The sequence below is a fragment of the Thermotoga sp. 2812B genome (genome assembly GCF_000789335.1).
Taxonomy (GTDB): Bacteria; Thermotogota; Thermotogae; order Thermotogales; family Thermotogaceae; genus Thermotoga; species Thermotoga maritima.
On sequence record NZ_CP003408.1, the window covers coordinates 1,628,322 to 1,640,753 of the forward strand.

The 12,432-nt window shown below is 46.5% G+C and carries 13 protein-coding genes; 9 read left to right on the forward strand and 4 right to left on the reverse strand.

The window, feature by feature from the left end; genetic code table 11:
• Positions 1-68: 68 nt before the first annotated feature.
• Genes mgtE through T2812B_RS08380 form a run of 3 tightly spaced genes read left to right on the forward strand, consistent with a single transcriptional unit; the run spans position 69 to position 3,297 of the window.
• Complete coding sequence (mgtE, locus tag T2812B_RS08370) at positions 69-1,409, forward strand: magnesium transporter (RefSeq protein WP_008195583.1); 1,341 nt, start codon at positions 69-71, stop codon at positions 1,407-1,409.
• A 12-nt stretch (positions 1,410-1,421) separates the two neighbouring features.
• The gene (locus T2812B_RS08375; protein WP_008195585.1) at positions 1,422-2,342 is read left to right on the forward strand and encodes an alpha/beta hydrolase; all 921 of its coding nucleotides are present in this window, start codon (positions 1,422-1,424) and stop codon (positions 2,340-2,342) included.
• A gap of 4 nt (positions 2,343-2,346) precedes the next feature.
• A complete protein-coding gene (locus T2812B_RS08380; RefSeq protein ID WP_008195587.1) occupies positions 2,347-3,297 on the forward strand; it encodes an alpha/beta hydrolase in 951 nt (316 codons plus the stop codon).
• Here T2812B_RS08380 and T2812B_RS08385 read toward each other — a convergent pair.
• The 4 genes from T2812B_RS08385 to T2812B_RS08400 are packed head-to-tail and all read right to left on the reverse strand — an operon-like array spanning position 3,211 to position 5,819.
• Complete coding sequence (locus T2812B_RS08385; protein WP_008195589.1) at positions 3,211-3,933, reverse strand: arginase family protein; 723 nt, start codon at positions 3,931-3,933, stop codon at positions 3,211-3,213. The genes T2812B_RS08380 and T2812B_RS08385 overlap by 87 nt on opposite strands.
• Positions 3,934-3,945: 12 nt before the next feature.
• Complete coding sequence (locus tag T2812B_RS08390; protein ID WP_008195591.1) at positions 3,946-4,629, reverse strand: GMP synthase; 684 nt, start codon at positions 4,627-4,629, stop codon at positions 3,946-3,948.
• A gap of 12 nt (positions 4,630-4,641) precedes the next feature.
• Positions 4,642-5,439, reverse strand: a complete 798-nt coding sequence (locus T2812B_RS08395; RefSeq protein WP_008195593.1) for a hypothetical protein — start codon at positions 5,437-5,439, stop codon at positions 4,642-4,644.
• Positions 5,436-5,819, reverse strand: coding sequence for a PspC domain-containing protein (locus tag T2812B_RS08400; protein ID WP_008195596.1), 384 nt, complete (start codon positions 5,817-5,819; stop codon positions 5,436-5,438). The genes T2812B_RS08395 and T2812B_RS08400 overlap by 4 nt, the downstream gene beginning before the upstream one ends.
• A gap of 89 nt (positions 5,820-5,908) precedes the next feature.
• On the opposite strand from T2812B_RS08400, the gene zwf reads away from it, so the two are divergent.
• Genes zwf through T2812B_RS08430 form a run of 6 tightly spaced genes read left to right on the forward strand, consistent with a single transcriptional unit; the run spans position 5,909 to position 12,430 of the window.
• Positions 5,909-7,399, forward strand: coding sequence for a glucose-6-phosphate dehydrogenase (zwf, locus tag T2812B_RS08405; protein WP_008195598.1), 1,491 nt, complete (start codon positions 5,909-5,911; stop codon positions 7,397-7,399).
• The gene (gene pgl / locus T2812B_RS08410) at positions 7,384-8,046 is read left to right on the forward strand and encodes a 6-phosphogluconolactonase (RefSeq protein WP_008195599.1); all 663 of its coding nucleotides are present in this window, start codon (positions 7,384-7,386) and stop codon (positions 8,044-8,046) included. Before zwf ends, pgl begins: the two co-directional genes overlap by 16 nt.
• 25 nt (positions 8,047-8,071) lie before the next feature.
• On the forward strand, positions 8,072-8,977 hold the full coding sequence (locus T2812B_RS08415) for an ABC transporter permease (RefSeq protein ID WP_010865273.1): 906 nt from the start codon (positions 8,072-8,074) through the stop codon (positions 8,975-8,977).
• Positions 8,974-9,945 (forward strand): ABC transporter ATP-binding protein, encoded by a 972-nt coding sequence (locus T2812B_RS08420; RefSeq protein WP_004080229.1) that lies wholly within the window; start codon positions 8,974-8,976, stop codon positions 9,943-9,945. The genes T2812B_RS08415 and T2812B_RS08420 overlap by 4 nt, the downstream gene beginning before the upstream one ends.
• Positions 9,932-10,909, forward strand: a complete 978-nt coding sequence (locus T2812B_RS08425) for an ABC transporter ATP-binding protein (protein WP_008195603.1) — start codon at positions 9,932-9,934, stop codon at positions 10,907-10,909. Before T2812B_RS08420 ends, T2812B_RS08425 begins: the two co-directional genes overlap by 14 nt.
• Before the next feature lie 15 nt (positions 10,910-10,924).
• A complete protein-coding gene (locus tag T2812B_RS08430; protein WP_004080231.1) occupies positions 10,925-12,430 on the forward strand; it encodes an ABC transporter substrate-binding protein in 1,506 nt (501 codons plus the stop codon).
• Positions 12,431-12,432: the final 2 nt, after the last annotated feature.

Genomic DNA, 12,432 nt, shown 5'->3' on the forward strand with positions numbered 1-12,432 from the left:
GGGAGGTGAGTACTAAGTGGAAAGCACCAGTCTTCCTCCGTAAAAAAGCAGCCTAAGGAGGTGTGAGAATGAAGATCAAAGTAGAGATCGACCTTCAGGAATTGATCGAAAAAGGAGATTTCAAGACACTCAAGAGAGTTCTCGAACAGCAGGATCCCGCCGATGTGAAAGAGATGATCGAAAAGCTCCCGCCCGACCTGAAAGTGGTTGTTTTCAGGCTCCTTCCCAAAGATAAAGCTGCTGAAGTGTTCAGTGAACTTGAACCCGATGACCAGCTGGAACTCATAAAGCTTTTCAGAGAGGAACGCCTGAAAGAAATCTTTGAATCGATGGATCCAGACGACAGGGTAGAACTGCTCGAAGAGATGCCCGCAAACGTGGTGAAAAAACTCCTTTCGTACCTTCCTCCACAGGAAAGGGAAGAACTGCTTTACATCCTGAATTATCCCGAAGATTCTGCCGCAAGACTTGCCACCACAGAATATGTGGAACTCTTCGAGGACATGACCGTCAGAGAGGCCTTGGAGAAAGTGAGAAGAGAAGGAAAGAAGAAAGAGAATATCTACTCTCTCATGGTGATAGACAGAACGAGGAAACTCAAGGGAACCGTTGAACTCAGAGACCTGATCGTTGCCGATCCCGATCAGAAGGTATCGGAAATCATGAACAAAGATCCTGTTTTTGTTCACGCCATCGATGACCAGGAACTTGCAGCGGAACTCATGAAAAAGTACGACCTGATCATACTACCGGTGGTTGACAGTGAAGAGAGACTGATAGGTGTGATTACCTTCGACGATCTCGTTGACGTCATCGAAGAAGAAGCAACGGAGGATATACAGAAGATGGCTTCAATGAGCGCTACGTACACATCATATTTTCACACTCCCGCGTGGAAGCTCATCCTTAAAAGATCTCCGTGGCTTGTGGTACTCCTTCTCCTTGAGAGTGTGAACGGCAACATCATATCAAGCTACGAGAAATTTCTCGCTTCAATACCGGTCATAGCAGCTTTCATTCCCACTATGATAGGTTCGGCTGGTAACACAGGAGCTCAAATATCAGCACTCGTTATAAGAGGATTCACACTGAACGAGATAAGTCTGAAAGACTGGTGGAAGGTTTTACTGAGGGAATCGTTGATTGGGTCTACTCTAGGCCTGATCCTCGCAGGAATTCTTTATCTGAGGGCTTTTCTGATCTCTTCTGATCCCACACTGAATTTCGCCGTAGCAACGGCCTTGCTCGTGTTGATCCTTTACGCGAACGTCATGGGGGCGCTTCTTCCCTTCATAGCTCGTATCTTCAGAATTGACCCGGCCTTCATGGCAGGACCTCTTCTCACCACAATCGTCGATGTGACGGGCATCATGATATATTTCTACGTGGTGCACAGCTTCTTGAGTTGAAGAGGGGAGACTATGATTAAGGTGATAATCAAGTTTAGCTTTATAATAATCTCTTTCGTTGTACTATTTTCAAATGCCCTTCTGGGGCTTCTTTTCTTTCTCTTGCTTTCCCTTCCTGTGGTGAGAAACGCTGTTTTGGGAAGGCTTCCGCTAAAACTGAAGAAATCGGTAACGGGAAATGTTTACACTTACGAATACAAAAATGGCTTGAAGATGGACATATATTACCCATCTGTGAAAAGGAAAAGTTATCCGCTTGTACTTTTTGCACACGGTGGGGGATGGATCTCCGGATACAGGAGACAACCCAACAACGTTTCCTGGTACAGATTCCTCAACGCGAACGGTTTTGCTGTGGCGACGTTTGACTACAGATACGGCTACTTTCATTACATCGAAGATATTCTGGAAGATCTGAAGAGTGCTATCTCGTTTCTGAACGAAAACAGGGAGCATCTTTTGTTTAAAAACCTGAATCTCATGGGACTTTCAGCTGGAGGGCATCTCGTTCTGTATCACGCGATGAGATCTTCGAAGGAAGAAAAAAAAGATTTCGATGGCCACGTGGTAGCCTGGTATGCTCCTTGCGATCTTCTCGACCTGTGGAGCATGGAAACGCCCTCTCTCTTTGCAAGGTTCTCTGTTGCAACGACGTTGAAAGGGCTTCCCGTACGAAAGAAAGAAGATTATGTGTTCTACTCCCCTGTGACCTGGGTGAACCCGAAGGCACCTCCCACCATGCTGGTTCACGGCATGAAAGACGACGTTGTACCCTACATCTCATCTGTTAAAATGTATAAAAAGCTCAGAGAAAACGGTGTGCAGGCAAAGCTGAGGCTTCATCCAAAGGGGAAACATGGCTTCGAGTTCGTTCTGAAAGATCCTTTGACGGTGAAGATCCTCTACGAAACGGTCTCGTTTTTGAAGAGGTGAAAGTGTGTTCGAACATGTAAGGGTGCCTTCCGATTATTCCCTCGGATATATCCACAGGACAAAGAACGTCCGAATTTCCATTCTGAAGTTCAAATCGAGCTATCCAGACGCAGAAAAAGGGACAGATCCTGTGGAGGTGTACATCTTCTCCCCGAAGAAGAGAAAAGTAGGATCGGTGATGATACTCCAGGGACTCGGTAGTCGAAACGTTCTGTATCTTCTTCGGATGGCTTACTATCTTTCCAAAAGAAAGATAGAGGCGATAGTTCCCGTTTTGCCGGGAAACTTCACCCGCGTAGCACACGGTTCTGTGAGCGGAAAGGATTATTTTTCCTCCGATCTGGAGAAAATGACCAAGTTCTGGGAACACGCTCTCACAGATCTACTCAGTCTTTTGGAATTTTTGAAAGTTAAGAAGATGTGGCACGAGAGAAACTGTCTCTTCGGGTACTGTCTTGGAGGCATGATCGCTGTTTTACTCAACGCGCTGAGCCGTGATTTCAAAAAGACGATCGTCATGATGGCGGGTGGTGACTTTGCCACCTTGTTCTGGAAGTCACCTACTCTGTCCTTTGTGAGGCGTGAGTTGAGAAATGGAAGGGGAGGAGAACACGGAATGACAAATGAAGAAAATTTTTACGATGTCTACAGAAACGATTTGGAGAGACTGAAGGAATTTTCCTGGGTTCAGGAGATGCTGAATTCAGACATACATCCTCTTTTGAAGCTCGATCCGCTCGCTTACGCGAAGTTCGTGGATACCTCGCGGATCGTGATGATGGAAGCGATGTTCGATAAGGCACTTCCGAAGAGCACAAGAGACATTCTATGGGAGCACCTTGGAAAGCCCAAAAGGATAAGGATTCCATCAAGTCACGTGAGCTGGCTTCCGTTCCAGATGCTCGCTGCCAGGTACATAATGAAGCTTCTCAAAGAACAGGGCGTTGAGGATTGAAAGATTCACTTTCTCGCTTTCTTTTATCTTCCAGAATTCCGAAGGATCTGGTTCACCACAGATGTCCACTCCCAGGATCTTTCTCAAGGGAATGTGGCGAAGCACATTGAGAAGCTCTTCCAATGAAACTCTTCCACTCTCCCAGCCCGTTATTCCGATATCCAGAACATCTTTGTCAATACTCAGATACACCGGATGTCTTCCAAGGAGTTTAAGTATCTTCTGTGGATCCGTTTCGGAGTAAAACACTCTGTGGATCTTTTCCTGTTCCTGAGTGCCAACAACCACCACTTTCACCAGATGTTTCAGCTTCAGGGCTTTTCTGATCCAGCTGTCGCAGGTGATGAATTCTTCCTCTCTGGCATCGAGGTGATTGTCGAAAACAACCAGCACGAAAGGTCTCTTTATTTTCTTGATGATGAGGTAGGTGAGGTGGTGGAACTCTCCATCGCCCAGAAACGTCACTCCCGGATGTGAAGGAAGGATGTTTTCAATTTCAGGGATCTTTTCGGGAAGGACCATGTACCTGATGCCTTCGATTTTTTTGGAAAACACAAACTCAGCGAGAGATTTTAGGATCCGCTGTTCTTCGTAAATTCCGTTGAAATCGAGGATGTGAATGTGAGGAGGTATCACAATAACACCTCCTCAGCTTTCCACCATCCTTTCCAAAAGAGACCTCAAGAGGCCTTTCAGGACTTTTTCCTCCCTCTCCGCCGTTTCAAGGAGAAGCCTGGGATCTATCTTCTTTTTTTCAAGTTCATCTTTGTATGCCTCTATCCAGCGTTTCATGGTTCTGGCTCCCACTTCTATATGGAACTGAAGCCCCACAGCCTTTCCATAGACGAATCCCTGGTTTTCATACTTTTCAGAAGTAAAGACCCTGGTTGCTCCGTGTGGAAGATCGAAAGTGTCTCCGTGCCACTGGAACACCAGCAGTTTGTCTGGAAATTTCCCGAAGAATCTATCGTCGTAGACCTTTTCAACGAAGAACCAGCCTATTTCCTCTCCGTTTTTTCCCCTGTAAACATCTGCTCCTAGGACTTTGGCCAGCATCTGAGAACCCAAACAGATTCCAAGGAAAGGAATTTCCTTTTTCAGAATCTCTTCTATCAACTGGAATTCGTATTTCAGGAAAGGGAATTTCTCTTCCTCGTAGGCCCCCATGTAACCTCCAAGAAGCACCACGAGGGAATACTCTTCAAAAGGCCTTTCAAGTTTTTCCCCTTTTGGAGTGTCCAGATATTCGAAGCTCCAGTTCTTCTCCCTGAAGATATCTTCCATCATCCCAAGGTCTTCTATCTCGACGTGTCTAATGGCGAGCACTTTCATACTACATTCATACTACATTCCTCCTTCAAGATGAATACGAAAGACACCGTCTTTCAGGTTGAAGAAGAGATCAGGATTGAGATCCGATTCGACTATATTCCCTTCGATGGTCTTCAAAAGAAGACCGTCTTTCTTATCGATGAAGTAAGAGACTCCACCGGGTAGTCTGAACAGGACCTCCAGAACGCAGTCTTCTGCCTCGAAATAAAGCGGAACGTTCATCTTTTGGAAATTGAATCTTATATTCAAAACGCTATCTTTTGTTTCAATTCGTGCGAACCTGTTTTCTTCGAATTCACCCTTCACCGTAAAAGCGCCGTCTTCGAAAGAAAGTTCGAAAATGTCCCTCGGAAACTCGATCTCCACTATCTTTGGGCCGAGTTTTCTCCAGAGAGAACCCTTCACGATCAGATTTGAACCAACTTTTGATACCTCTATTCCGCTGGACGCGGACACGCTGAGTTCTTCACCTTCGATGAACCTGACGGTGAATCCCCCACTCTTGAATGAAATCCTATTTACACCGGTGAAAACTTGATATTTCCCAGGTGCTGAAACAGATTCGTATGGCCACACAAGAAGTATTATCAGAAAAGCAGAAAACACACCCACACTCAGAAAGTACAACCATCTTTTCCTCACAGATAGATAGATAAAATAAATACCGAAAGTTATCAGTATCAGCGGCCAGAAGAGGCCAAGATTGTGGAATATCCTTGTGAAGAATGAAATAGAGAAAACATCCAGAAAAATCGTCACAAGAAACAGAACTCCAATGAAAATGAGAAAAATACCGAATATTATCTTCATTTTTCATCTCTCCTCAAAAGAAGGAGCACACCAAAAATCACTAACAAAACGGCAAGAATCACCTTCCATGCCACACCAAAGAAGATCGGAAAGAAAGCGGACACGAGAAAGACGATTCCCAGGAAGATGAGAAGACCACCGACTAGTACTTTCAATCCTTCTGCGTTCTGAGATGGTTTTTCTTCGCTCTCTGTTTCTCCCTCTTCTTCAGGCATGATCAACCAGGCGATGATGTAGAGCAGAAGACCCGCTCCCCACGCGAGTGTGATGAGAACCCAGATCAATCTTACAAGGGTCGGATCGACCCCGAAGTACTCTGCTAAGCCACCACAAACACCCGCTATGATCCTGTTCTTTTTGGATCGTCTGAGCTGTTTCATGAACATCCCCCCTTTTTAGAAGATTTTAACATAAAGGAAATTAGTTATTCCTCATTTCGTGGTAAAAATCCAGAAAGGCAGGTGAGATCATGAAGTGCAGGCTGGGGTTGGAGAAATGTCCAGATGATACCCTCCGGTGTTTTCCAAAGATCGAACAACCTTTCGGAATTGTGATCTTCGGTGCTTCTGGTGACCTCACAAAAAGAAAGCTCATTCCCGCTTTGAACAGGTTGTTCGAGGCAGGTATTCTGCCCGAACGCTTTTTCGTTCTCGGTGCGGCACGAACGAAAATGGACCATGAGAAATTCAGATCCAGATTCGATGCCAACCCTGATTTTTTGGAACATAGCAGTTACATCAGCGTGGATTATCAGGATCCTGAGAGCTTCAAACAGTTGAAAAACACCATCGAGACTCTCATAAAAAGGATCGATTCCAGCAATCTGGTCTTCTATCTCGCTGTTCCTCCGGATCTTTACATCCCTATTCTGGAAAACCTCTCGAAAACTGGATTGAACGAAAAACCTGCGCGCGTTGTGATCGAAAAACCGTTCGGGAAAGACCTGGAATCGGCCAGAAGACTGGAAGACACTCTTCAGAAATACTTCCAGGAAGATCAGATTTTCAGAATCGATCATTACCTTGGAAAAGAAACCGTTCAGAACATACTGGTGTTCAGGTTTGCCAACTTCATATTCGAGGAAATCTGGAACAACAAGTTCGTGGATCACGTTCAGATCACGATGGCCGAAGACATAGGTGTTGAACACAGGGCAGGATACTTCGAAAACGTGGGACTCCTCAGGGATATCTTCCAGAACCACATGCTTCAGATCCTCGCACTGATCGCCATGGAACCTCCTTCTTCTTTCAATGGAGAGAATTTCAGAAACGAGCGGGTGAAGCTTCTCAGATCGATCAGACCGTTCCCTGTGGAGGAACTGGAAAGCTGGATCGTCAGAGGCCAGTATGGAAGAGGGGTTGTGAACGGAAAAGAAGTGCCGGCTTACAGAGAGGAACCGGGTGTGGCCAAAGACTCCAACGTGGAAACCTTCGTTGCCATGAAACTCTTCATAGACAACTGGAGATGGAGCGGTGTACCCTTCTATCTGAGGTCCGGGAAGAGACTCCCCAAGAAAATAACCGAGGTTGCTGTTGTTTTCAAGAAGATTCCTCATTCGATCTTTGCCGGTGTACCTTCTGATGAACTGGAGCCGAACACGATAGTTTTCACCTTGCAGCCAAACGAGGGAATCTCTCTTGAGTTTCAGGTGAAAAGGCCCTGTCCCGGCATGTTTCCACAGCTTCTCAGTATGGACTTCAGATACGAGGATTACTTTGGAGTGAAACTGCCCGACGCTTACGAAAGACTCCTTCTGGACGTGATACTTGGAGATCCTACACTTTTCATGAGAAGAGACGACCTCGAAGTTTCCTGGGAACTTCTCGATCCCGTTCTCAAAGCCTGGGAAAACGATCCCGTTCGCTTTTCACCTTATGTGTATCCGGCGGGAACGTGGGGACCGAGAGAAGCCGATCTACTCATAGAAAGGGACGGTAGAAAATGGAGAAAACTGTGATATACCTGCTCGAAGATGGGTACGTTGATTTTGTAGTCGAGAAAATTCGCACAAAGATGGAAAAACTTCTCGAGGAAAAGGATAAGATCTTCGTCGTTCTCGCCGGCGGGAGAACCCCACTTCCCGTTTATGAGAAACTGGCAGAACAGAAGTTCCCATGGAATCGCATCCACTTCTTTTTGAGCGACGAGCGGTACGTGCCCCTCGACTCAGATCAAAGCAATTTCAGGAACATAAACGAGGTTCTTTTCAGCAGAGCAAAGATCCCTTCCGGTAATGTTCACTACGTTGACACTTCTCTTCCTATTGAAAAAGCCTGCGAGAAATATGAGAGGGAAATAAGATCAGCTACTGACCAGTTCGACCTCGCTATTCTTGGAATGGGTCCCGATGGCCATGTCGCGTCCATATTCGACTTGGAAACGGGAAATAAAGACAACCTTGTGACTTTCACAGATCCTTCCGGTGACCCTAAGGTTCCCAGAGTCACCCTGACGTTTCGTGCACTGAACACATCACTGTACGTGCTCTTTCTCATCAGGGGAAAAGAAAAGATAAACAGACTAACGGAGATCTTAAAAGATACACCACTTCCCGCTTACTTCGTGAGAGGCAAAGAGAAAACCGTCTGGTTTGTGGGAAAATAATTCGGAAATTGAAACTTATTCCTGTATGTGGTATTATTATGAAAAAAGAGAAGCGAGGTCGAAGGTTGTGGTCTCTGAGAGAATCTTCAGACCGGTCTTCAAACTATTCAGACGAAGAACAGGTGTTTTGGCTTTCGTCGGAATGATCATTCTTTTGTTTTACATCTTTTTGGCCATTTTCGCCCCAGTTCTTGCTCCCTACGATCCCACCGTACGGGTGGGAAGATCTTTGCAACCTCCTTCGGAAAAGCATTTATTCGGCACCGACAACCTTGGAAGGGATATCTTCAGCAGGGTGATCTATGGTTCGAGAATTGCCCTGATGGTGGCGTTTCTCGCTGTTGTTATAGCGTCTGCGATAGGTATTCCCCTCGGTTTGATCTCTGGTTACGTTGGAGGTATCTTCGATCGCGTTTTAACTCTTGTGATGGACGCCGTTTACTCTTTCCCGGGTTTGATTCTTGCCATAGCAGTTGCGGCAGTTTTGGGACCCGGAATGATGAACATAGCCGTTTCAATCGCCGTCGTTTATGCGCCCACATATTTCAGAGTGGTGAGAAACCAGGTCACGAGTGTGAAAAACGAACTCTACGTGGAAGCGGCAAGGGCGCTCGGTGCGAAAGATTGGGAAATCTTGGTCAAATACGTGCTTCCCAACGTTTTCCCATCGATAGTGGTGGTTCTCTCAATGAACCTCGCTGATGCGATCATGACGGAAGCGGGACTCAGTTTTCTTGGACTTGGAATAGCTCCTCCCACTCCGGACTGGGGATTCGACCTCAGCAACGGCCAGAGGTTCATCCTGAGTAGAGCCTGGTGGGGAGTGTTGTTCCCCGGCCTTGCAATCATCACTTCCGTTCTTGGTTTTTCCATGTTCAGTGAAGGATTGAGCGAAATTCTCAATCCGAATATCGGGGAGAGAAGCAAATGAAGGTGCTCGAACTGAAAAACGTGAGCGTGAGATACAAAACTGGAGAAAAAACTGTGAACGCCGTCGAAAACGTCTCCTTTCACCTGGAGAAAGGAGAAACCCTGGGTCTCGTCGGTGAATCCGGCTGTGGAAAGTCTACCCTCGGTTTTTCCATAATGCGGCTTCTTCCAAAAGGAACAAAGATTGATGGGAGTATAAAAATTGAAGGAATAGATATTTCATCTCTTTCGGACGAGGAAATGAGACAGATAAGAGGTTCAAAAGTTGCGATGATTTTCCAGGATCCGATGACGTCGCTCAATCCGATTCTCAGGATAGAGGATCATTTTGTAGAGATGATCCTCACCCACAGACCCGAACTGAGTAAGGAGGACGCCAGAGAACTTGCAGCGAAGGCCTTAGAAGATGTCGGGATAAACAGGAACAGACTGAAGGATTACCCGTTTCAGTTCAGCGGTGGAATGAGACAGAGGGTGATGATCGCCCTCTCCATAGTTCTCAATCCCGCTGTTTTGATCGCCGATGAACCCACTACATCTCTGGATGTGATAGTTCAGGCTCAGATAATGGAACTGCTTGAGAAGTTGACGAAAGAGCACAGAACCGCCATGATTCTGATCACCCACGATATGGGACTGGTCGCGGAAGCCGCAGACAGAATAGGGGTGATGTACGCAGGGCACCTCGTGGAACTCGCATCGAAAGAGAGGATATTCACCAATCCTCTTCATCCATACACCGTTGGTCTTCTGAGGTCTATTCCGAACACGGACGTGAACGATAAAGAACTGAGATACATTCCAGGCTCTCCTCCTGATCTTTCGAATCCCCCTGAAGGTTGCAGGTTCGCTCCAAGATGTGAGAAGGCAATGAAAATTTGCTGGGAGAAAGAACCACCGGAGTTCGAAATAGATGGAACGCGCGTGAAATGTTGGCTTTACGGAGGAGATCAAAATGGCACTGATTGAAGTGCAGAACCTTAAAAAGTATTTCCCTGTGAAACAGGGACCGATAGATGTGCTTTTGAGAAAACCCAGGAAGTTTGTGAAAGCGGTGGATGGTGTGAATTTTCAGATTGATGAAGGAAAGAGTCTGGGGCTGGTGGGGGAGTCGGGATCCGGAAAAACCACAACGGGAAGAGTCATTCTGAGACTTGAAGAACCCACCGATGGCAAAATCATTTTTGATGGTAGAGATATCACAAAACTCTCAAAAGAAGAAATGAGGAAGCTGAGAAAAGAAATGCAGATCATCTTTCAAGATCCAATGGCCTCTCTGAATCCATATATGAGGGTGGGAAAAGCCATAGAACACGCCCTTGAAATTCACGGAATCGGAGACAGATCGTCGAGAAAAGAGATGGTGCTTGAGATGTTGAGGAGAGTGAATCTGGAGCCCGCGAAGGATATCTACAGAAGGTATCCGAGGGAGCTTTCCGGTGGCCAGAGGCAAAGAGTTGTCATTGCCCGTGCTTTGATTTTGAAACCCCGTCTGGTGGTGGCAGATGAAGCGGTGGCTATGCTCGATGTTTCCGTGAGATCGCAGTTGTTGAGGCTCCTTCAGGAACTCAGAAAGGAATTCAACCTCACCATGCTCTTCATCACACACGACCTCGCTACGACCAAATACGTCTGCGACGAAATCGCGGTGATGTACCTCGGAAAGATTGTGGAGATCGGTGATTTTGAGGACATATACCTCAATCCAAAGCATCCTTACACACAGGCTCTTATATCCGCCGTACCGGAACCTTCTCTCAAGAAGAAAAAGAAGTTCATCCCTGAGGGAGAAACACCAAACCCGATAGACGTGCCATCTGGTTGTAGATTCCACCCGCGCTGCCCTTACAGAATGGATATCTGTATGAAAGAAGAACCTCAACTCAAGGCTGTGGAGGAAAATCATAAGGTGGCATGTCATCTTTACAACTGAAGGGAGGTAGTGGGTATGAAAAAGTTAGTCTGGTTGTTTCTGATCTTAACAGTAACGCTCTCCTTCGCGGCAAAAGACATCATCGTGGTGGGTACAACGGACAAAATCAGAACTCTCGATCCTGCCAACTGTTACGATTACTTTTCTTCAAACATCCTTCAAAACGTCATGGTTGGACTGGTTGATTACGAAATAGGAACCAGCGTTCTCAAGCCCGTTCTGGCAGAGAGATGGGAAGTCGATGAAACAGGAACGGTTTACACGTTCTATCTGAGAAAGGATGCAAAGTTCGAGGATGGAACACCCATCGATGCACACGTCTTCAAGTACTCTTTCGACAGGGTGATGAAACTGAATGGAGATCCGGCATTCTTACTCTCTGATGTCGTCGAAAAAACAGAAGTGGTGGACGACTACACCTTCCGTGTAACTCTGAAGTATCCATTCTCTGCGTTCGTTTCCGTCCTCGGTTACACCGTTGCGTATCCGGTGAATCCGAAGGTTTATCCAGCTGATTCCTTCTACGAAGGTATCCCGTCAGCTTCTGGTCCATACAGGGTCAAGGAATGGATCAGAGATGTGAGAATCGTTCTCGAAGCGAATCCGAACTACTTCGGTGAAAAACCAAAGACAAAGACCATCGTGATCAATTTCTATGAGAACGCTTCCACACTCAGATTGGCACTCGAGACGGGAGAAATCGATGTCGCTTACAGACATCTCGACCCCAGAGATGTTATCGATCTCGAGGGAAGAGAAGACATCGTCGTTTACAAAGGTAACAGTCCACAGATCAGATATCTGGTGATCAACGTCACACAACCCCCGTTCGACAACGTGAAGGTGAGACAGGCACTCGCCTATTCGGTGAACAGAGATGTCATAGTTGAAGATGTGTTCGTGGGACTTGCAAAACCACTGTACTCGATGATCCCGGAAGGCATGTGGGGACACAAGGATGTTTTCCCTGAAAGAGACCTAGAAAAGGCAAGAGCGCTCCTCAAGGAAGCTGGCTACGATGAGAACAATCCCCTCGTGATAGACCTGTGGTACACACCTTCACACTACGGAACGACAGAAGCGGATGTCGCTCAGGTGCTGAAAGAGTCGTTCGAAGAAACCGGTGTCATAAAAGTGAACCTGAAGTATGCGGAGTGGTCCACCTACGTGGAGTACTTCCTGAACGGAACGATGGGTCTCTTCCTCCTTGGATGGTACCCCGATTACCTTGATCCGGATGACTACGTCTGGCCGTTCCTCAGTGAGAGTGGTGCGAAATCCCTCGGTAGCTTCTACTCGAATCCTGAGGTAGAAAACCTGATGATAGAAGCGAGAAAACTCACCGATCTGGAAAAGAGAACAGAGATCTACTACAAAGTCCAGGAGATTCTTGCAAGGGATGTTCCTTACATACCGCTCTGGCAGGGAGTTGCAACCTGTGCAGCGAAAAAACAGGTGAAAGGAATTCTGCTTGAACCCACACAGATATTCAGATACTACATACTCTACTGGGAAGAGTGAAC

Coding starts and splice junctions, on each gene's coding strand:
- pgl (WP_008195599.1), top strand. CDS start 7,384: ATGGAGAAAACTGTGATATACCTGCTCGAAGATGGGTACGTTGATTTT.
- T2812B_RS08420 (WP_004080229.1), top strand. CDS start 8,974: ATGAAGGTGCTCGAACTGAAAAACGTGAGCGTGAGATACAAAACTGGA.
- T2812B_RS08395 (WP_008195593.1), bottom strand. CDS start 5,439: ATGAAGATAATATTCGGTATTTTTCTCATTTTCATTGGAGTTCTGTTT.
- T2812B_RS08400 (WP_008195596.1), bottom strand. CDS start 5,819: ATGAAACAGCTCAGACGATCCAAAAAGAACAGGATCATAGCGGGTGTT.
- T2812B_RS08375 (WP_008195585.1), top strand. CDS start 1,422: ATGATTAAGGTGATAATCAAGTTTAGCTTTATAATAATCTCTTTCGTT.
- T2812B_RS08425 (WP_008195603.1), top strand. CDS start 9,932: ATGGCACTGATTGAAGTGCAGAACCTTAAAAAGTATTTCCCTGTGAAA.
- zwf (WP_008195598.1), top strand. CDS start 5,909: ATGAAGTGCAGGCTGGGGTTGGAGAAATGTCCAGATGATACCCTCCGG.
- T2812B_RS08415 (WP_010865273.1), top strand. CDS start 8,072: ATGTGGTATTATTATGAAAAAAGAGAAGCGAGGTCGAAGGTTGTGGTC.
- T2812B_RS08430 (WP_004080231.1), top strand. CDS start 10,925: ATGAAAAAGTTAGTCTGGTTGTTTCTGATCTTAACAGTAACGCTCTCC.
- mgtE (WP_008195583.1), top strand. CDS start 69: ATGAAGATCAAAGTAGAGATCGACCTTCAGGAATTGATCGAAAAAGGA.
- T2812B_RS08390 (WP_008195591.1), bottom strand. CDS start 4,629: ATGAAAGTGCTCGCCATTAGACACGTCGAGATAGAAGACCTTGGGATG.